This window comes from Janthinobacterium sp. 1_2014MBL_MicDiv, assembly GCF_001865675.1.
Lineage (GTDB): Bacteria > Pseudomonadota > Gammaproteobacteria > Burkholderiales > Burkholderiaceae_D > Janthinobacterium.
In genome coordinates this window covers 4,136,514-4,155,276 of record NZ_CP011319.1, presented here as the reverse complement: position 1 = coordinate 4,155,276, position 18,763 = coordinate 4,136,514, and the positions used below count along the sequence as shown (strand labels likewise).

The window sequence follows — 18,763 nt, the reverse complement described above, 5'->3', positions numbered from 1 at the left end:
GCAACGCCAACAATGTTGTCGGATGACGGCTCTTTGAGCCTGATCCGACCTGCGCGATTCATCGCGCATCCTTGCAGGCCGTAGGTCGGATTAGCGCGTGCGCGTAATCCGACATGAGTTGCCAATAATATTGCTGGATTACGCATCAGCGCCGTTCAGCGCCCCAGCCGCATATCGAATTTCCAGCAGATCAGGCGCAAGATGGTGATGCCGCTGGCGCTGGTCCACAGCGCGAAGTCGTGCTCGGCGCCGAAATGCATCTGCAGCAAATAGGCCCAGCAGCCGAAAAAGGCGCAGATGGCGTAGGGTTTACCGTCGCGAAACACCATCGGCACTTCGTTGCACACGATGTCGCGCATCACGCCGCCAAAGATCCCCGTAATCACGCCCATCATCGAGGCGATAAAGATCGGCATGCCGGCGCGCATCGCTTCAGCGACCCCGGCGATGGCGAACATGCCCAGGCCGATGGCGTCGGCCACGACGATCAGGCGTTCCGAGACGATCTGGCGCAGGTGCTGGATCAGGGGCGCGGCCGTCAGGGCCAGCACGAAGATCAGAATCGCGTATTCCTGGTGCGAGACCCAGAACAGGGGGCGCTTGTCGAGCAGGATGTCGCGCAGCGTGCCGCCGCCGAACGCCGTGATGAAGGCCACGACGAAGACGCCGACCAGGTCCATGCGCTTGCGGCGCGCTTCGATGAAACCGGAAAACGCGCCCACCAGGATGGCGATGACCTCGATGATCTTGATCAGCGAGCCAGGCGGCAATTGGGGTGGCATCATGGGCGGAGCGCGAGGACAGGAAATAATTGTCACAGGTTAACATGACACGGCCCCGAATGGTGACAAACGGGGCCGTGTGCGGTGTGGAACGGGTGACTGAATGGTAATTGCTTGCTGTCAAGCCTAGCGGACGGGCTGCAGCGCTGCCGAGAGCAGCACGACGAGCGCCCCATCGCCCCCCTCGGAGCGGCGCGCCTGGCAAAAGGCGATGACTTCATCCTTTTGCACGAGCCAGCTGTGCACCATGGACTTGAGCACGGGTTCCTGGCCTTTCGAGCCGAAACCCTTGCCGTGGATCACGCGCACGCAGCGCAGCTTGCGCCGCGTTGCCTGGTTCAGGAAGGCGCCGATGCCGTCGCGTGCCTCGTCGCGGCGCAAGCCGTGCAAGTCCAGCTCGTCCTGGATGGGCCAGTGGCCCTTGCGCATCTTCTTCACCACGTCCGGCCCCACGCCGGGGCGGGCGTAGTTCAGGGCCGGATCGTTTTCCAGGTAATGGTCGACTTCGAACAAGTCCGACAGCGACTCGCGCAGCACGGCCGCATCGTCCTCTTCCGGCGTCAGCTTGCGCGCCGGCTGCTGGGCGCTTGTCGCGCCCGCCTTGGGCAGGCTGGGCACGTAGCGGTCCGATTCGGGCAGGCGCTTGACGCCGCCGATGCTGGCCTTGAACAGATTGCTCTCCACGGCCTGCACCTTGACCTGCTTGATGCGCTCGGCTTCGGCCTGGGCGCGCGCGTCCGCCTGTTCCTTGAGCTGCTTGCTGACCGCTTTCAGGTCGGCAAAGTCTTTCATCGACGCCATGCGACGCTTACTCCTGGCCTTCCAGGTAGCGCTGGGCGTCCAGTGCTGCCATGCAACCCGTGCCGGCGCTGGTGATGGCCTGGCGGTAGATATGGTCTTGCACGTCGCCGGCGGCGAACACGCCCGGCGCGCTGGTGGCCGTGGCCATGCCTTCCAGGCCCGTCTTGGTCTTGATGTAGCCGTTGTGCATCTCCAGCTGGCCTTCGAAGATGCCCGTGTTCGGCTTGTGGCCGATGGCGATGAAGACGCCGTGCACGGACAGCGCCTCGACCTTGCCGTCGATGGTCGACTTGATGTTCAGGCCCGTCACGCCGCCTTCGTTGCCCGTCACTTCATCCAGAGTGTGGTTATATTTCAACACGATCTTGCCTTCGGCAACCTTGGCGTTCAGGCGGTCGATCAGGATCGCTTCGGCGCGGAACTTGTCGCGGCGGTGGATCAGGGTGACTTTATTGGCGATATTCGACAGGTACAGCGCTTCCTCGACGGCCGTGTTGCCGCCGCCGACGACGGCCACTTCCTGGTTGCGGTAGAAGAAACCGTCGCAGGTGGCGCAGGCGGACACGCCCTTGCCCATGAATTCCGCTTCCGACGGCAGGCCCAGGTATTGCGCGGACGCGCCCGTGGCGATGATCAGGGTGTCGCACGTGTATTCGTGGCTGTCGCCCTTCAGGCGGATCGGTTTTTCATTCAGGAAGGTGGTGTGGATGTGGTCAAACACGATCTCGGTATTGAAGCGCTCGGCGTGCTGCAACAGGCGCTGCATCAGGTCCGGGCCTTGCACGCCCATCGGGTCGCCTGGCCAGTTTTCCACGTCGGTGGTGGTCATCAGCTGGCCGCCTTGTTCCACGCCGGTCACCAGCATCGGGTTCAGATTGGCGCGCGCGGCGTAGACGGCGGCGCTGTAGCCGGCGGGGCCGGAACCAAGAATCAAGACGCGGGCGTGTTTGGTAGTAGTCATGGGAGCTTCTCTATGAGTGTGGTCTATCCGAATTGGGGGCATACGCGCGAAGAACAAGGGCGTATTGCGCTTGCGCAAGCAATCCCGGATTATAGACCAAGCCGCCTGTGGCGACGAATCGTGGGGCCGTGGTCGGCATATATGGCTTAGAATACATCCTTATTATGGGAAATTCCCTTTCAGAAACATTTATCACCTTGCAGCGCTTCCCAGAATGACTAAACCAGCCCAGGCCACCCAGAATAGTTACACCCGTAAACCGGTCGAACGCCGGCCCCTGCCGAACCGGCTGGTGCGGCTGCTGTCCGAGGCGCGCTGGTTCGCGCTGGCCGCGTTTGCCCTGTATTTCGTGCTGATACTGGCCAGCTTCAACAAGCTCGACCCGGGCTGGTCGCACGCCACCAACGTCGACAAGGTGGCCAACCTGGGCGGCAAGCTGGGGGCGACCTTTTCCGATTTGTTGCTGTATATCTTCGGTTTTTCCGCCTGGTGGTGGTGCGTGTGGCTGCTGCGCACCGTGTGGAATGGCTACCGCCGCCTGAGTAAGCGCTTCCTGCTGGAAGAGGAAGAGGTGGAGCGCGAGCACCATGTCGAGATGCTGATCCGCATCGTCGGCTTCTCCATCATGCTGATCGGCAGCATGGGCCTCGAATACCTGCGCATGGCGAAGAGCCTGCACGTGCAGCTGCCGCGCGATCCGGGCGGCGTGCTGGGCCAGCTGATCGGCCACTCGGCCCATGTGGCCTTCGGCTTTACGGGCGCCACCTTGCTGCTGCTGTTGCTGTTCGGCCTGGGCTTTTCCCTGTTCTTCCATGTGTCCTGGCTGCAAGTGGCCGAGCGCATCGGCGGCGCCATCGAAGATGCGTTCAACTGGTTCGTGCTGCGCTACCAGGACCGCGAAGACCGCCGCCAGGGCGAAGTGGCCGCCGTGCGCCGCGACGAAGTGGTGGTCATCGAACGGGCCAAGCACGTGGAAAAGCACGTGGCCGCGCCACCGATGAAGATCGAGCCGCAGGTGGTTACCGTCGTGAAGTCGGAGCGCGTGGAAAAGGAGCGCCAGGCGCATCTGTTCGAGGGACTCGGCGATGGCAAGCTGCCGCCGCTGTCCCTGCTCGATGAAGCACCGCCCGTGGTGGAAACGGTGTCCGTGGAAACCCTGGAATTCACGAGCCGCCTGATCGAAAAGAAATTGTCCGACTTTGGCGTGGATGCCAAGGTAGTGGCCGCTTACCCCGGTCCCGTCGTCACGCGCTATGAAATCGAGCCGGCCACGGGCGTCAAGGGCAGCCAGATCGTGGGCCTGGCGCGCGACCTGGCCCGTTCGCTGTCCTTGACGTCGATCCGCGTCGTGGAAACCATACCCGGCAAGAATTACATGGCGCTGGAGCTGCCGAACAGCAAGCGCCAGATCGTGCGCCTGACGGAAATCCTCGGCTCCAAGGTCTACAACGATGGCGTGTCCAGCCTGACGATTGCGCTGGGCAAGGATATCGCCGGCAAGCCCGTCGTCGCCGACCTGGCCAAGATGCCCCACTTGCTGGTGGCCGGCACCACCGGTTCCGGCAAGTCGGTCGGCATCAATGCGACGATACTGTCGCTGCTGTACAAATCCGACCCGCTCGACGTGCGCCTGATTTTGATCGACCCGAAGATGCTGGAGATGTCCGTCTACGAAGGCATTCCGCATTTGCTGGCGCCCGTCGTCACCGACATGCGCCAGGCGGGCCACGCGCTGAACTGGGCCGTGAACGAGATGGAGCGCCGCTACAAGCTGATGAGCAAGATGGGCGTGCGCAACCTGGCCGGCTACAACGCGAAGATTGCCGACGCGAAAAAGCGCGAAGAACACATCCCGAATCCGTTCAGCCTGACGCCGGACTCGCCGGAACCGCTGGAAAAACTGCCGACCATCGTCATCATCATCGACGAGCTGGCCGATCTGATGATGGTGGTGGGCAAAAAAGTCGAGGAATTGATCGCGCGTATCGCGCAAAAGGCGCGCGCCGCCGGTTTGCACTTGATTCTGGCCACGCAGCGCCCATCTGTAGACGTGATCACGGGGCTGATCAAGGCCAACATTCCAACGCGTATCGCCTTCCAGGTATCGTCGAAGATCGACTCGCGCACGATCCTGGACCAGATGGGCGCGGAAACCTTGCTGGGCATGGGCGACATGCTGTACATGCCGCCCGGCACGGGCTTGCCGATGCGCGTGCATGGCGCGTTTGTATCCGATGAGGAAGTGCATCGCGTCGTCAGCCATTTGAAGCTGCAGGGCGAACCGAACTACATCGAGGGCATCCTCGAAGGCGGCACCCTGGAAGGCGACGGCGCCGAAGGCGGTGCCGCGGGCGAGGGCGGCGGCGAGGCCGATGCCCTGTACGACCAGGCCGTGGCGGTGGTGCTGAAAAACCGCCGCGCTTCGATTTCGCTGGTGCAGCGCCATTTGCGCATCGGCTACAACCGCGCCGCCCGTCTGCTCGAGCAGATGGAGCAGAGCGGGGTAGTGTCAACCATGCAATCCAATGGCAACCGGGAAATCCTGGTGCCGGCGGCAAGTGCCGAATAAGAGTCAATACGAAGGATACGAAGAATGAAGAGCACGACTTTCGCAGCAAAAATGATGATCGGCGCGGCCAGTGTCGTCTGCGGCCTGCTGTTCGCGGCCAGCGCCTCGGCCAGCGCGCTCGAGCAATTCAAGAGCTTTGCCGCCGGCACCAAGTCGGCCAAGGGCGAGTTCGTGCAGCGCCAGGTCAAGAAGGCGGACGCCGGCGGCAAGGCGAAAGTCTCGACGCCCGCCAGCGGCACCTTCGAATTCGCCCGCCCGGGCAAGTTCATCTGGACGTATCTGAAGCCGTACGAGCAGCTGCTGCAAGCCGATGGCGAACAGCTCTATATCTATGACAAGGACTTGAGCCAGGTGACGGTGAAGAAACTGGGCGACGCCCTCGGTTCCTCGCCGGCCGCCATCCTGTTTGGCAGCAATGACCTGGAAAAGAACTTCACCCTGGCCGAAGCGGGCACGCGCGATGGCCTGGAATGGCTGAAAGCGACGCCGAAGGCCAAGGACACGACCTTCGATGAAATCAGCATCGGCTTGCGCAATGGCGTGCCCGAAGCGATGGAATTGCGCGACTCGTTCGGCCAGACGTCGGTGCTGGCGTTCAAGAACTTCCAGAAAAACCCGACGCTGTCCGCCAACCATTTCAAATTCGTGATGCCCAAGGGCGCGGATGTGATCAACAACTAAGTTTTTCATGCTGTCTTTTGACCGGCCTCGCATCGTGCGGGGCCTTTGCATTCTTACCCGGTAAATATTATGGCGGATCTCTTTTCCACCGCACCGCGCCAGCCGCTGGCCGAAGCCCTGCGGCCGGCTACCCTGAACGAAGTCATTGGCCAGACGCATCTGCTGGGTGCCGGCAAGCCGCTGCGCCTCGCGTTCGAGGCGGGCAAGGCCCATTCGATGATCTTGTGGGGCCCGCCCGGCGTCGGCAAGACGACCCTGGCGCGCCTGATGGCGAACGCCTTCGACAGCGAATTCATCGCCCTGTCTGCCGTGTTTGCCGGCGTGAAAGATATCCGCGCAGCCATGGACCAGGCCCGCCATAGCCTGGACCAGTTCGGCAAGCACACCTTATTGTTCGTCGACGAAATCCACCGGTTTAACAAATCGCAACAGGATGCCTTGCTGCCGTTCGTCGAATCGGGCCTCGTGACCTTCATCGGCGCGACGACGGAAAATCCGAGTTTCGAAGTCAATTCGGCGCTGCTGTCGCGCGCGCAAGTGTATGTGTTGAAGTCGCTCAACGAAGACGAGATGAAGCAGCTGCTGGCCAAGGCGCAGTCCACGGCCTTGACGCACCTGAGCTTTGACGAGGCGGCCGCCGACACCCTGATCGGCTACGCGGATGGCGATGCGCGGCGCTTTTTGAACTTGCTGGAGCAGGCCGAGACGGCCGCCAGCTCGACGGGCACGACAAAGATAGACGCGGCCTTCGTCGACAATGCACTCACATTGAATTCGCGCCGCTTCGACAAGGGCGGCGACAATTTCTATGACCAGATTTCCGCCCTGCACAAGTCCGTGCGCGGCTCGAATCCCGACGCGGCCCTGTACTGGTTTTGCCGCATGATCGACGGCGGCGCCGACCCGCGCTATTTGTCGCGGCGCATCGTGCGCATGGCCTGGGAAGATATCGGCCTGGCCGACCCGCGCGCCCTGACCATGGCCAATGACGCGGCCGAAACGTATGAGCGCCTCGGTTCGCCCGAAGGCGAGCTGGCCCTGGGCCAGGCCGTGATCTACCTGGCCATCGCCGCGAAGAGCAATGCCGGCTACAACGCCTTCAACACGGCCATGGCGTTCGTCAAGAAAGATAAATCCAAGGAAGTACCCGTGCACTTGCGCAATGCGCCGACGAAACTGATGAAGGAACTCGGTTACGGCCACGCCTACCGCTACGCGCACGATGAGCCCGATGCGTATGCGGCCGGCGAAACCTACTTCCCCGACGGCATGGTGGAACCGGGCTGGTACCAGCCCGTGCCGCGCGGCCTGGAAAGCAAGATTGCCGACAAGCTGGCCTGGTTGCGCGAGCTGGACAGGAAAGCAGGTAAACCCGCCGGCAAGGGCTGAATTACAGTCCCAGTAATGTAAAGCCGTCGTCCTGCGGCGCGTAGCCGACGAGCTGGCGCGTCGCGGCGATGGAGAGCCGTTTATAGCGGTTGTCCGACACGCCATGCACGACGTGGTAGCCGGCCGGCACGTCGGCGGCGATGCAGCGCGCCAGCAGCTGCACCACGTCGCGCTCGCTGATGAAGGCGGCAATGTCGCGCGCGCTGTGCTGTTGACCTGGCGCAAACTGCGCCACGTTGGCGATGCGCACGGCAATCGCCGTCATGCCATGCTGGTGGGCGAACGCGGAGGCCACGCCTTCGCCAAAGGCCTTGCTGGCCCCATACATATTGGCTGGCCGCGCCGGCATGTGCTCGTGTACCTGCACGTCGAGCGGATAGCCTTCGATGGCTTGCGCGCTGCTGGCAAACACCACCCGTTTCACGCCCTGTGCCTGCGCCGCGCGGAAGATGTTGTGCGTGCCGACGACATTCGGCTGCAGCAGCTGCGCATCGAAGTCGGCGCCGGCGTGCGGCACGCCGGCCAGGTGCAGCACCACGTCGATGTTGGCGCAGGCGGCCAGGCAGGCGGCGTAGTCGCCCACGTCGAGCTGGATGGACGGGCAGGGCGCTGGCGCCAGCCCGTCAGTGTGCAGGTCGGCCAGGCGCAGGGAGAATTCCCCGTGCCGGCTCTTCCAGAAAACGGTGCCGATGACGCCGGCGGCGCCCGTGACGAGGACGCGCAATGGTGGTGCTTGAGTCATGTATTCCTAGTATTTAAGGTGTGAGGCAGTGCCAGGTTCAGCCAGCGCAGCAGGGCGGGGCGGGGTGCGGCAGTCCCATGCACGCGGATGCGGCCGCTGCCCACGGCTTCGACCAGCACCAGGCCGTCATTCGGTATCGTGTAGCGCTCGCCGCCGCGCAGCACGCAATCCTCGAACTGGGCATAGGCCGTGATCCACGCCGTGCCCGCCACGCATTCGATCACCTTGGCATGCGCTTTTTCCAGGCGCAGGGGCCGCGCGCTGGCGAGTTCGTAGTCGGTGTGCATGGCATCGCTCCTGTTGTGCAGACAGGAACAGCTTAGGCCCTTGCGGCGAACCATGACAGATGCAGGAAAACGAAATTGTAATGATCACAGTGCTCTTTGCCGTACACTGTGCTTATCAAAAAACTCGGCAACTGTATCTGTGCCGGCCCCGCGCGGCAGCCGCATACTGAAGGGATGAACATGAGCGCCGACCTGAACCTGTACGAGCACCTGGCCAACGAGCTGGGTGCGCTGATCGATTCGCGCGTATTCGCGCCCGGCGACCGCCTGCCGTCGATCCGCCACTTGGCGCAGCAAAAGCGCATCTCCATCAGCACGGTGATGCAAGCCTTGCGCCTGATGGAGGACCGGGGCCAGGTCGATGCGCGGCCCCAGTCCGGCTATTTCGTGCGCCACCGCGCGCCGCGCCGGCCCTGCAGCGCCGACGCCCAGCACCTGAAGGAGCCGGCCTTTGTCGGCATCAACAACCTGCTGATGCGCGTCTTGAAGGACAACGAGACGCGCGACGTGGTGCAGCTGGGCACGGCCTGGCCACCCGATGAAATCCTGCCCATCAAGCGCATGCAGCGCACCATCAGCGCCGTGGCCCGGCGCGAGCCCGCCTTGTTGAGCAAGGTCAGCTGCTACGACATCAGCGAAGGCAACTTCCTGCGCCAGGTCACGCGCCGCGCGCTGGACTGGGGCAAGCTCGACCCGCAAGAGATCGTCGTGACGAATTCCTGCACGGAAGCGATCAGCCTGTGCCTGCGCGCCGTCGCCAGGCCGGGCGACACCATCGCCATCGAGTCGGCCACGTATTTCGTGCTGCTGCAGATGATAGAAAGCCTGGGCATGAAGGCGCTGGAAATTCCCACCGACCCGAAGACGGGACCGTCGCTCGACGCGCTCGAGCTGGCCCTGCGCGCGGGACTCGTGCAAGCGTGCCTGTTCGTGCCGAACGCGAACAATCCCCTGGGCAGCGTCATGCCGGAAGCAAACAAGAAGCGGCTGGCGGGCCTGCTATCGGAATTCAATATTCCGCTGGTGGAAGACGACGTGTATGGCGACCTGTGCTTTGCCCCGCAGCGGCCGTGGCCCGTGAAGGCCTACGATACGAGCGGCAATGTTTTATTGTGTTCCTCGTTTTCCAAGGCCATCACGCCCGCCTCGCGCGTCGGCTATGTGCTGGCCGGGCGCTTCGCGCAGGAAGTGGCCCTGCTCAAAACCGTGTCGAGCGGCGCCACCAGCCATTTCTTCCAGGCCGTGCTGGCCGACTTTCTGGAGGGTAGCAGCTACGACCAGCAGCTGCGCAAGATGCGGCGCACCCTGGTGCAGCGCATCGCCCGCATGTCCGACGCCGTCGCGGCGCACTTTCCGGCCGACTGCATGCTGTCCGAGCCGCAGGGCGGTTTCGTGCTGTGGGTGCAGATGCCGCCGCAAGTCGATGCGCTGGCCCTGCACGGGCAGGCCATCGCCGACGGCGTGGCTTTCATGCCGGGCCAGCTGTTCTCGGCCTCGGGCAAGTTCGGCAATTATCTGCGCCTCAATTGCGGCAATGCGTGGACGCCGCGCATCGAGCAGGCGATCGGCCGACTGGGCCGGCTGGTCAAGCAATCCCTGTAGCGCCGCTTTTCGCTTCAGTCCCCGTTTTTCACCGTTCGCTCCCTGTTTTTCGCCGCCGGTCGCAAGCCGGTGGCCTTGTTCGTGCCCGTTGGCTAAAGTACCACCATACCAAGCGCAGTTAAACGAACAAACCAACCAGGAGTTACATCATGAACGCACTGAAAAACATGGAAATCGCCTTTGTCGCCGCCGCCGTCCTGGCCATCGGCAGCAGCTTCGCCACCGCCGGCGCGAATACGGTGGCAGTGAGCGCCACCTCGACCCTGGTCGCCAAGGCCGCCGACAGCAAGATGCCCGTCGTTACCGTGAGCGCCCGCCGCCTGACCGCCGCCGAAAAAGCCGCCTTTATTTAAGTACCAGCCTGAGCACCAGCCGTAAAGCGGGCGCGAGTGCCCGGCCATGCTGCCATGACGATGGCCAGCCGTGTGCAAAACTCATAAAGAACTGAACGGGTCTTGGTACAATGGATGCTTTCGATACATCGGCACCGCCATCCACCCATGATAGATATCCAACTTCTCCGTAAAGACATCGCCACCGTCGCCGCCCGCCTGGCAACGCGCAAATTCCAGCTCGACGTGGCAGGTTTCAATGCCCTCGAAGCCGAACGCAAGGCGATCCAGACGCGCACCGAGGAACTGCAGGGCAAGCGCAACGCGCTGTCCAAGCAAATCGGCATGTTGAAAGGCAAGGGGGAAGACACCTCGGCCGTGATGGCGCAAGTGGCCGGCCTGGGCGATGAATTGAAAGCCGACGAAGCGGCCCTGACCCTCGTGCAAGCCAAGCTGAGCGAATTCATCATGGCCGTACCCAACCTGCCGCACGAATCGGCACCGGTGGGCACGGACGAGTCGGGCAACGTGGAAGTGCGCAAGGTCGGCACGCCACGCACCTTCGATTTCGACGTCAAGGATCACGTCGACGTGGGCGCCCCGCTGGGCCTCGATTTCGAAGTGGCCACCAAGCTGACCGGCTCGCGCTTCTCCGTCATGAAGGGCGGCATCGCCCGCCTGCACCGCGCGCTGGCGCAATTCATGCTCAACACGCACGTGGACGAGCACGGCTACACGGAATGCTATACCCCCTACATGGTCAACGCCGATTCGCTGCGCGGCACGGGCCAGCTGCCGAAATTCGAAGCCGATTTGTTCTCGGTGAAAAAAGGCGGCGTGGAAGGCGAGGGCGAGACCTTCTACCTGATCCCCACCTCGGAAGTGTCGCTGACCAACATCGCCCGCGATGAAATCCTCGCGCTCGACCAATTGCCGCTGAAAATGACGGCCCACACGCCGTGCTTCCGCTCGGAAGCGGGCAGCTATGGCCGCGACACGCGCGGCATGATCCGCCAGCACCAGTTCGACAAGGTGGAAATGGTGCAGGTGGTGCATCCGGACACCTCGTACCAGGTGCTGGAAGAAATGGTCGGCCATGCGGAAACCATCCTGCAACGCCTGGGCCTGCCATACCGCGTGATGTCGCTGTGCACGGGCGACATGGGCTTTACCGCCACCAAGACCTTCGACCTGGAAGTGTGGCTGCCGGCGCAAAACACCTATCGCGAAATTTCCTCGCTGTCGAACACGGAAGCGTTCCAGGCCCGCCGCATGCAGGCGCGTTTCCGCAACGCCGCCGGCAAGCCGGAACTGGCGCACACCCTGAACGGCTCCGGCCTGGCAGTGGGCCGTACTTTGGTCGCCGTGCTGGAGAATTACCAGCAAGCGGACGGCAGCGTCGAAATCCCGCCAGTGCTGCGTCCGTACATGGGCGGCCTGACGCATCTGAAGGCATAAAAGCTTCAGGCGGCCCCATGAATGGAAGGCTTAAAATAGTCCTTCCATTTTTTCAAGCGGCTGCTATAATCTTGCCTTCTCGCAGCAATGCGGGAAAAGACCGCAGCAAATGGAGAGGTGGCAGAGTGGTCGAATGTACTTGACTCGAAATCAAGCGTACGTTAAATCGTACCGTGGGTTCGAATCCCACCCTCTCCGCCAGAACAAATAGAGAAAGCTCCCGCAAGGGAGCTTTTTTTATTTGTGGCGGCGAAGAGAAGTACGCCCCCTGCGGGGCGTACGCGTGGGATTCGAAGACGAGCGCGTACTCGCGCGAGGCTCTCCGAATCGTCCAAACAGGTGTTGATGTGAATTACCCGCTTTCAGTTGCAAATCACCAATAAAACCCCTACCCAACTGAACAATGCCCATGCTAAAATAGCGCCTCGTTCAAACAGGCACGCCAGTTTGAATGAACAGACCGCAGTAAACGGAGAGGTGGCAGAGTGGTCGAATGTACTTGACTCGAAATCAAGCGTACGTTAAATCGTACCGTGGGTTCGAATCCCACCCTCTCCGCCAGAATACATAAGAGAAGCTCCCGCAAGGGAGCTTTTTTTATGCCCGCAATATAGGCGAGCCACCAGCGCACCAATCCCGGCAGAAAAAGCGCCCAAAGCGCGCAGCGCAAGGCGTCTTTTCCTCCATTCAAGCTTTAACGCCCAGCGCCTCCGCCGACGCAAACGACACCCGCCCGAACACCCCCATCAGTCCATGGTAATCTACCCGATCCCCATCCCCGACCCCACATGCAATGAGCCGATTCTGGAGCAACATCGTCAGCGAGCTGACCCCCTACGTCCCGGGCGAGCAGCCGAAACTGCCCGACCTGGTCAAACTCAACACCAATGAAAACCCGTACGGCCCGTCGCCGCAGGTGCTGGCCGCGCTGCGCGAGGCCAGCAACGACAGCCTGCGCCTGTACCCCGATCCTTCGGCCAGCGAACTGAAGCAAACCCTGGCCGACTACCATGGCCTGCGCAGCGCGCAAGTGTTTGTCGGCAACGGTTCCGACGAAGTGCTGGCGCTGGCCTTCATGGCCTTGCTCAAGCACGATGCGCCGCTGCTGTTCCCGGACATCAGCTACAGCTTCTATCCCGTGTATTGCAAGCTGTACGGCATCGACTACCGCACCGTGCCGCTCGACGACGCCATGCGCATCCGTCCGGAAGACTATCAGGGGCCGTGCGGCGCCATCATCTTCCCGAATCCCAACGCACCGACAGGCGTGGACTTGCCGCTGGCCGGCGTGGAAACCCTGCTGCGCGCGCATCCCGACGCCGTGGTGGTGGTCGATGAAGCGTATGTGGATTTCGGCGGCGAGAGCGCCGTGGCCCTGGTCGAGCGCTATCCGAACCTGCTGGTGGTGCAGACGTTCTCGAAGTCGCGTTCGCTGGCCGGCTTGCGCGTGGGCTGCGCGCTGGGACACCCGGACCTGATCGAGGCGCTCGAACGCGTGAAGAACAGTTTCAATTCCTATCCGCTGGACCGGCTGGCGCTGGCCGGCGCCGTCGCCTCGCTGCACGATGAAGCGTATTTCCAGCAGACGCGCCAGGCCGTGATCGCCAGCCGCGAACAGCTGACGGCGGACCTGGCGGCGCTGGGTTTCGAGGTGCTGCCTTCCGTGGCCAATTTTATCTTCGCCCGCCATCCGCGGCATGACGCGGCGCAACTGGCGGCCGGCTTGCGCGCCCGTTCCGTGATCGTGCGCCATTTCAACGCGCCGCGCATCAGCCAGTATCTGCGCATCAGCATCGGCAACGTGGGCGAATGCGCGGCCCTGATGGCGGCCTTGCGCGCATTGCTGGCGTGAGGGCAAGGCCTGGCACGGCTGCCGGCAGCCGTGCCAGGCGCCAGTTTATTGCTGGCTGGCCCGGCGGCGGCGCGCCATGAAGCCCAGCAAGCCCAGGCCGCCCAGCAGCATGCCGTAAGTGGCGGGCTCCGGTACGGCCGACACCGTCAGGTTATTGATGGTTGGCCAGATACCGATCTGTCCGGCCGTGCTGACGGCCAGGTCGGAGAAGGCGCCCGACGACACGAAGCCGATAAACGAGGCTTGCGTCGGCAAGGCCAGCTCGTAGCTGAGCAGCTCGCCCAGCGCATTGCGGGCCGTCAGGGTGATGTTCTGGCCGGCGGCATATTCGCCGGAAAAGTTCGAGCCGAAGAAGTATCCTCCCACGCCGCGTACGGCACTGGAAAAGTTGGAGAACAACACGCTGTCGTTGCGGTCGTTCGTGCTCAGCCAGTGGTCGCTGCCCGTGCCGGCGCCATACAGGATGGGCGAGGTGCCCACGCTGCTCACCGTGTAGGCGTAGCTGCCCGCGCTGCGGCTCAGCGGGCCGTCGAGCGCATCGATGGGCAAATCATCAAAGGTATCGACGCCGGTATTGCCGACCGCTGCCAGATAGGCAGACTGGCTGGTAAAGACCGTGATGTCTGCCTGCGCGGCGTTGGCGGCGAGCAGCAGGGCGGCGGCGCTCATGATTTTCAGGCGGGAAAATGTAGTTTGCAAGATCGACTCCTTGACAGGGGTTGGGAAAAGGATGGGGCACCGTGAACCGAGATTTCCTGATGCCAATTCAATATAGTATTTGCTAGAAAAAAATGCAACATAAAGTTTCTTTATGATAATTTTCGTCTTGTATAGCTGAAATGCGGATGTCTCCCCGGCGCCACTACCGGTGCGGCCATGGCGGCCGTCTGGCCGCGCCATGCTGTCGGCACAGGCCATTTGTGCAACAATAATCGGATTCATTCATCGACAGGACGGACAATATGGCAAAAGTGGCATTCATCGGTTTGGGCGTCATGGGTTTCCCCATGGCAGGCCACCTGGCGGCGGGCGGGCACGACGTCACCGTGTACAACCGCAACCCGGCACGCGCTGCCGCCTGGCTCGCGCAATACAAGGGCAGCAGCGCCGCCACGCCGGCCGCCGCCGCCGCGGGCGCCGAGTTTGTCTTCACCTGCATCGGCAACGACAATGACCTGTACCAGGTCATCCTGGAGGAGGGCGGCTTGCTGTCCGCCATGGCGCCAGGAAGCATCCTGATCGACCATACGACGGCCTCGGCCGAGGCGGCGCGCACCATCCATGCGGCAGCCAGAGAGAAGGGCGTGTTCTTCCTCGACGCGCCAGTGTCCGGCGGCCAGGCCGGCGCGGAAAACGGCAAGCTGACGGTGATGGTGGGCGGCGATGCGCAAGCGTACGCAAGGGCCGAGCCTGTCATCGCCCTGTTCGCGCGCGCCGTCACCTACATGGGCGCCTCCGGCTCGGGCCAGCTGACGAAGATGGTCAATCAGATCTGCATCGCCGGCCTCGTGCAAGCCTTGAGCGAAGGCATCGCCTTTGCGGAAAACGCGGGCCTCGATGCGGCCCTCGTCGTCGACGTCATTTCCAAGGGGGCGGCGCAGTCGTGGCAGCTGGAAAACCGCGGCAAGACCATGATCGAGCGCAAGTTCGACTTCGGTTTCGCCGTCGACCTGATGCGCAAGGATCTGGGCATCTGCCTCGCCGAAGCCAGGCGCAACGGCAGCGACCTGCCCGTGACGACCTTGACGGACCAGTTCTATGGCGAAGTACAGCAGGCGGGCGGTAACCGCTACGACACGTCCAGCCTGATTACCCGCCTGAACAAAAAGTAATCTCTCACACGCCAGCCACGGCGGCGCGTCCCTTCCAAGGGCCGCGCCGCTTGTCGTTTACGGCACCGGCATCATTAAAACGTCAGTTTCCGGAACATCTGGTTTCGATTTTCATGGAAAAGCATGGACTTCGCTAGCTCATCGTGTATTATTAAAAAACGAGATGAAATGTCCCAATTTTTAAAACATTATGAGCGGACCCGCATGAAAACCAACTCCTCAGCGATAACACGCGTTGTCGACAAGAACATTCCCTACCTGTCATCCGCCGTCGCCATCTGGCGTCCCCGCGCCGTGCTGCGCAGCTGGCCCGGCGTGGCCATCGCGCTCGTGATCGCGCTGTCGGCCACCTTCATTTCCAGCAATTACGGCGGCCCGCAGCTGCTGTATGCGCTGTTCTTCGGCCTGGCCTTCCACTTCCTGGCATCGGACCCTACCTGCAAGCCCGGCATCGAGTTTTGCAGCAAGGTGCTGCTGCGCACGGGCGTGGCCCTGCTGGGCGCGCGCATCACCTTCAACCAGATCGCTTCCGTAGGCGTGACGCCCTTGCTGATCGTCGTCGGCGGCCTGGTGGCGACGCTGGGTTTCGGCTACCTGCTGGCCAAATGGCTGAAGCGCCCCCTCACGGAAGGCATTCTGTCGGGCGGTTCCGTCGCCATCTGCGGCGCCTCGGCCGCGCTGGCCATCTCGGCCGTGCTGCCGCAAACCAAGGAAAACGAAAAGTTCACCCTGCTGACGGTGGTCGGCGTGACGACCCTGTCGACGCTGGCCATGATCGTTTATCCGCTGCTGGTCAGGCTGCTGGGTTTTGACCCGACCGAGGCGGGCGTGTTTATCGGCGGCACGATCCATGACGTGGCGCAAGTGGTGGGCGCCGGCTATCTGGTCAGCAACCACACGGGCGACGTCGCCACCTTCGTCAAACTGACGCGCGTGGCCTGCCTCGTGCCCGTCGTGCTGGGCCTGTCGATCATGTTCAAGCGCAAGGATGGCAAGAGTGAAGTCGACGCGCCGCCGCTGGTGCCGTTCTTCCTGATCGGTTTTGTCTGGCTCGTCATTACCAACAGCCTGGGCCTGATTCCGCAGGAAGTGAATGGCTGGATCAACAATGCCTCGCGCGCCTGCCTCGTCATCGCCATCGCCGCGCTGGGCGTGAAAACCTCGTTCCAGTCGCTGGCCTCGCTGGGCTGGCGTCCCGTCATCATGCTGGTGATGGAAACGGTGTGGATCGCCGCCTTCGTCGCCATCGCCGTGCTGCTGACGCGCTGAGCGAACCGGGCCCGCCATGAAGATCCTAGTCCTCGGCGCCGGCGTGATCGGCACGGCCACGGCCTGGTACTTGCGCCAGGCGGGCCACGATGTGCGCGTGCTCGAGCGCCAGGCGGGCGCCGCGCAGGAAACCAGCTTCGGCAACGGCGGGCAGATTTCCGTCTCGCATGCGGAACCGTGGGCCAATCCCGCCACCCTGCGCAAGGTCGTGCGCTGGCTGGGCAAGGACGACGCGCCGCTGCTGTTCCGTCCCCGTCTGGATGCACTGCAATGGCAGTGGGCGCTGCACTACCTGCGCGAATGCCTGCCATCGCGCGTGTCGCGCAACATGCGCCAGATCGTCGCCATGGCCGAGTACAGCCGCCAGAGCCTGCAAGCCTTGCGCCGCGAGACGGGCATCGAATACGACCACCTCGAGCGCGGCATCCTGCACTTCTATACGGATGAACAGGAGTTTGACAAATCGCAAGCGGGCGCCGCGCTGCTGCGTGAACTGGGCTGCCCGCGCAATACGCTCAGCGCCGATGACGTGGTCCGCATCGAACCGGCCCTGGCCCACGCGCGCGGCCAGATCGTGGGCGGCGACTTCACGGCCAGCGACGAGTCCGGCGACGTGCATTTGTTTACCACGGCGCTGGCCGCACGCGCGGCGGCGGCCGGCGTGGATTTCCGGTACGGCACGACGGTGACGCGCCTGCTGGCGGACGGCGAGCGCATCGCGGGCGTGGAATGCATCGATGCGCACGGGCGCCACGGCCTGGAACACGCGGACGCCGTGGTGGTGGCCATGGGCAGTTTTTCCGCGCCCCTGCTGCAGCCGCTGGGCATCCGCCTGATGCTGTATCCGGGCAAGGGCTATTCGGCCACGTATCCGATACTGGATCCCGCCGCGGCGCCCACCGTGTCGCTGACGGACGATGGCCACAAGCTGGTGTTTTCGCGCCTGGGCGAACGCCTGCGCGTGGCGGGCACGTGCGAGCTGAACGGCTATACGCGCGACCTCAATCCCGTGCGCTGCGCCGCCATCACGCGCCGCGTGCAGGCCCTGTTTCCCCATGCCTGCGATTACAGCGACCCCGTCTACTGGGCCGGCCTGCGCCCGCTCACGCCCTCGAACGTGCCGTACATCGGCGCCACGCGCTACCGCCAGCTGTTCCTCAACACGGGTCACGGCACCCTGGGCTGGACCATGGGCTGCGGCGCGGGCAGGGCGCTGGCCGACCTCGTGTCGGGACGGCGGCCCGACGTCGATTTTGCGTTTTGCGGCGTACCCCTCGCGCAGGGGGCCGCGTTCATTCAACTTAGGAGAGCAGCACGATGAGAGACGACGCCATCCCCGGGCTAGCACCGGGCGGCCTGACCCTGGCCGGCACCACCTACCAGTCGCGCCTGCTGGTCGGCACGGGCAAGTACAGGGATTTCGAGGAAACGCGCCTGGCCATCGAAGAGAGTGGCGCCGAGATCGTCACGGTGACGATACGCCGCGTGAATATCGGCCAGGAAAAGGGCGAGCCCAACCTGCTTGATTTTATTCCGCCGTCGAAATACACGATTTTGCCCAACACGGGCGGCTGCTACAACGCGCGCGACGCCGTCTACACGCTGCAGCTGGCGCGCGAGCTGCTGGGCGGCCACCCGCTGTGCAAGCTGGAAGTGCTCGGCGATGACAAGACCCTGTTCCCGAACATGCCGGAAACCTTGAAGGCGGCCGAGCAGCTGGTCAAGGATGGCTTCCAGGTGATGGTGTATTGCAGCGACGACCCCATCCAGGCGCGCATGCTGGAAGAGATCGGCTGCATCGCCGTCATGCCGCTGGCGTCATTGATCGGTTCGGGCATGGGCATTCTGAATCCGTGGAATCTGTCGCTGATCATCGAGCAAGCCACGGTGCCCGTGCTGGTCGACGCCGGCGTCGGCACGGCGTCGGATGCGGCCATCGCCATGGAACTCGGCTGCGACGGCATCCTGATGAATACCGCCATCGCGGCGGCGCGCGAACCGATACGCATGGCGCGCGCCATGAAACTGGCAGTGCAGGGCGGACGCGAGGCCTACCTGGCCGGGCGCATGCCGCGGAGGGCCGGCGCCATGAGCGCCTCGCCTTCGTCGCCGATGGCCGGGCTGATCGCCTGAGCCGCCGCATTTGCCGCAATTTGTAGCACGTTGTTGATTCTTGTTGGAAGCACCCATAAAAACCACAATATCT

17 protein-coding genes and 2 tRNA genes are annotated in these 18,763 nt (G+C 63.2%); 13 read left to right on the top strand and 6 right to left on the bottom strand.

Features of this window, described 5'->3' with window-relative positions:
* Window positions 1-155 precede the first annotated feature (155 nt).
* The 3 genes from YQ44_RS17930 to trxB all read right to left on the bottom strand — a co-directional run bounded on the left by YQ44_RS17930 (window position 156) and on the right by trxB (window position 2,544).
* Window positions 156-785: a trimeric intracellular cation channel family protein gene (locus tag YQ44_RS17930; RefSeq protein WP_071324539.1), complete on the bottom strand. Its 630-nt coding sequence runs from the start codon at window positions 783-785 to the stop codon at window positions 156-158.
* 123 nt (window positions 786-908) lie between these two features.
* A complete protein-coding gene (locus YQ44_RS17925; protein ID WP_071324538.1) occupies window positions 909-1,583 on the bottom strand; it encodes a Smr/MutS family protein in 675 nt (224 codons plus the stop codon).
* 7 nt (window positions 1,584-1,590) lie between these two features.
* Window positions 1,591-2,544, bottom strand: a complete 954-nt coding sequence (gene trxB / locus YQ44_RS17920) for a thioredoxin-disulfide reductase (protein WP_034786153.1) — start codon at window positions 2,542-2,544, stop codon at window positions 1,591-1,593.
* A gap of 214 nt (window positions 2,545-2,758) precedes the next feature.
* On the opposite strand from trxB, the gene YQ44_RS17915 reads away from it, so the two are divergent.
* The 3 genes from YQ44_RS17915 to YQ44_RS17905 all read left to right on the top strand — a co-directional run bounded on the left by YQ44_RS17915 (window position 2,759) and on the right by YQ44_RS17905 (window position 7,183).
* Entirely contained in the window at window positions 2,759-5,113 is a 2,355-nt protein-coding gene (locus YQ44_RS17915) for a DNA translocase FtsK (RefSeq protein WP_071324537.1), read from the top strand.
* Between the two features lie 24 nt (window positions 5,114-5,137).
* Complete coding sequence (gene lolA / locus YQ44_RS17910; protein ID WP_071324536.1) at window positions 5,138-5,794, top strand: outer membrane lipoprotein chaperone LolA; 657 nt, start codon at window positions 5,138-5,140, stop codon at window positions 5,792-5,794.
* Window positions 5,795-5,863: 69 nt separating this feature from the next.
* Window positions 5,864-7,183: a replication-associated recombination protein A gene (locus YQ44_RS17905; RefSeq protein WP_071324535.1), complete on the top strand. Its 1,320-nt coding sequence runs from the start codon at window positions 5,864-5,866 to the stop codon at window positions 7,181-7,183.
* 1 nt (window position 7,184) lies between these two features.
* On the opposite strand, the gene YQ44_RS17900 is transcribed toward YQ44_RS17905, so the two are convergent.
* Together YQ44_RS17900 and YQ44_RS17895 are read right to left on the bottom strand one after the other, a co-directional pair.
* Window positions 7,185-7,925, bottom strand: a complete 741-nt coding sequence (locus YQ44_RS17900; protein ID WP_071324534.1) for an NAD-dependent epimerase/dehydratase family protein — start codon at window positions 7,923-7,925, stop codon at window positions 7,185-7,187.
* Window positions 7,922-8,212, bottom strand: a complete 291-nt coding sequence (locus tag YQ44_RS17895; protein ID WP_071324533.1) for a DUF2917 domain-containing protein — start codon at window positions 8,210-8,212, stop codon at window positions 7,922-7,924. The genes YQ44_RS17900 and YQ44_RS17895 overlap by 4 nt, the downstream gene beginning before the upstream one ends.
* A gap of 180 nt (window positions 8,213-8,392) precedes the next feature.
* Here YQ44_RS17895 and YQ44_RS17890 point away from each other — a divergent pair, with 180 nt between their 5' ends.
* From YQ44_RS17890 to hisC, 6 genes are all read left to right on the top strand, one after another.
* Window positions 8,393-9,814, top strand: coding sequence for an aminotransferase-like domain-containing protein (locus tag YQ44_RS17890; protein ID WP_071326593.1), 1,422 nt, complete (start codon window positions 8,393-8,395; stop codon window positions 9,812-9,814).
* Between the two features lie 149 nt (window positions 9,815-9,963).
* Complete coding sequence (locus YQ44_RS17885; RefSeq protein ID WP_071324532.1) at window positions 9,964-10,167, top strand: hypothetical protein; 204 nt, start codon at window positions 9,964-9,966, stop codon at window positions 10,165-10,167.
* Between the two features lie 147 nt (window positions 10,168-10,314).
* The gene (serS, locus tag YQ44_RS17880) at window positions 10,315-11,604 is read left to right on the top strand and encodes a serine--tRNA ligase (protein ID WP_071324531.1); all 1,290 of its coding nucleotides are present in this window, start codon (window positions 10,315-10,317) and stop codon (window positions 11,602-11,604) included.
* A 111-nt stretch (window positions 11,605-11,715) separates the two neighbouring features.
* Window positions 11,716-11,805 (top strand) — tRNA-Ser (locus YQ44_RS17875).
* Between the two features lie 270 nt (window positions 11,806-12,075).
* Window positions 12,076-12,165 (top strand) — tRNA-Ser (locus YQ44_RS17870).
* Window positions 12,166-12,397: 232 nt separating this feature from the next.
* Window positions 12,398-13,456 carry a histidinol-phosphate transaminase gene (gene hisC, locus YQ44_RS17865; protein ID WP_071324530.1) on the top strand — a complete coding sequence of 353 codons (1,059 nt, stop codon included), beginning with the start codon at window positions 12,398-12,400 and terminating at the stop codon, window positions 13,454-13,456.
* 45 nt (window positions 13,457-13,501) lie between these two features.
* On the opposite strand, the gene YQ44_RS17860 is transcribed toward hisC, so the two are convergent.
* Window positions 13,502-14,155 (bottom strand): PEP-CTERM sorting domain-containing protein, encoded by a 654-nt coding sequence (locus YQ44_RS17860; RefSeq protein ID WP_232250934.1) that lies wholly within the window; start codon window positions 14,153-14,155, stop codon window positions 13,502-13,504.
* Between the two features lie 263 nt (window positions 14,156-14,418).
* Here YQ44_RS17860 and YQ44_RS17855 point away from each other — a divergent pair, with 263 nt between their 5' ends.
* From YQ44_RS17855 to YQ44_RS17840, 4 genes are all read left to right on the top strand, one after another.
* Window positions 14,419-15,288: an NAD(P)-dependent oxidoreductase gene (locus YQ44_RS17855; RefSeq protein WP_071324529.1), complete on the top strand. Its 870-nt coding sequence runs from the start codon at window positions 14,419-14,421 to the stop codon at window positions 15,286-15,288.
* Window positions 15,289-15,492: 204 nt separating this feature from the next.
* Window positions 15,493-16,557, top strand: coding sequence for a YeiH family protein (locus YQ44_RS17850; protein WP_083411926.1), 1,065 nt, complete (start codon window positions 15,493-15,495; stop codon window positions 16,555-16,557).
* A gap of 16 nt (window positions 16,558-16,573) precedes the next feature.
* Window positions 16,574-17,878 (top strand): D-amino acid dehydrogenase, encoded by a 1,305-nt coding sequence (locus YQ44_RS17845; RefSeq protein WP_071324528.1) that lies wholly within the window; start codon window positions 16,574-16,576, stop codon window positions 17,876-17,878.
* Window positions 17,875-18,690, top strand: a complete 816-nt coding sequence (locus tag YQ44_RS17840) for a thiazole synthase (RefSeq protein ID WP_071324527.1) — start codon at window positions 17,875-17,877, stop codon at window positions 18,688-18,690. Before YQ44_RS17845 ends, YQ44_RS17840 begins: the two co-directional genes overlap by 4 nt.
* Window positions 18,691-18,763: the final 73 nt, after the last annotated feature.

Bases quoted from the DNA above. Each gene is read 5' to 3' on its own strand.
- YQ44_RS17930 (WP_071324539.1), bottom strand. From the start codon at position 785: ATGATGCCACCCCAATTGCCGCCTGGCTCGCTGATCAAGATCATCGAG.
- YQ44_RS17925 (WP_071324538.1), bottom strand. From the start codon at position 1,583: ATGGCGTCGATGAAAGACTTTGCCGACCTGAAAGCGGTCAGCAAGCAG.
- trxB (WP_034786153.1), bottom strand. From the start codon at position 2,544: ATGACTACTACCAAACACGCCCGCGTCTTGATTCTTGGTTCCGGCCCC.
- YQ44_RS17915 (WP_071324537.1), top strand. From the start codon at position 2,759: ATGACTAAACCAGCCCAGGCCACCCAGAATAGTTACACCCGTAAACCG.
- lolA (WP_071324536.1), top strand. From the start codon at position 5,138: ATGAAGAGCACGACTTTCGCAGCAAAAATGATGATCGGCGCGGCCAGT.
- YQ44_RS17905 (WP_071324535.1), top strand. From the start codon at position 5,864: ATGGCGGATCTCTTTTCCACCGCACCGCGCCAGCCGCTGGCCGAAGCC.
- YQ44_RS17900 (WP_071324534.1), bottom strand. From the start codon at position 7,925: ATGACTCAAGCACCACCATTGCGCGTCCTCGTCACGGGCGCCGCCGGC.
- YQ44_RS17895 (WP_071324533.1), bottom strand. From the start codon at position 8,212: ATGCACACCGACTACGAACTCGCCAGCGCGCGGCCCCTGCGCCTGGAA.
- YQ44_RS17890 (WP_071326593.1), top strand. From the start codon at position 8,393: ATGAGCGCCGACCTGAACCTGTACGAGCACCTGGCCAACGAGCTGGGT.
- YQ44_RS17885 (WP_071324532.1), top strand. From the start codon at position 9,964: ATGAACGCACTGAAAAACATGGAAATCGCCTTTGTCGCCGCCGCCGTC.
- serS (WP_071324531.1), top strand. From the start codon at position 10,315: ATGATAGATATCCAACTTCTCCGTAAAGACATCGCCACCGTCGCCGCC.
- hisC (WP_071324530.1), top strand. From the start codon at position 12,398: ATGAGCCGATTCTGGAGCAACATCGTCAGCGAGCTGACCCCCTACGTC.
- YQ44_RS17855 (WP_071324529.1), top strand. From the start codon at position 14,419: ATGGCAAAAGTGGCATTCATCGGTTTGGGCGTCATGGGTTTCCCCATG.
- YQ44_RS17850 (WP_083411926.1), top strand. From the start codon at position 15,493: ATGAAAACCAACTCCTCAGCGATAACACGCGTTGTCGACAAGAACATT.
- YQ44_RS17845 (WP_071324528.1), top strand. From the start codon at position 16,574: ATGAAGATCCTAGTCCTCGGCGCCGGCGTGATCGGCACGGCCACGGCC.
- YQ44_RS17840 (WP_071324527.1), top strand. From the start codon at position 17,875: ATGAGAGACGACGCCATCCCCGGGCTAGCACCGGGCGGCCTGACCCTG.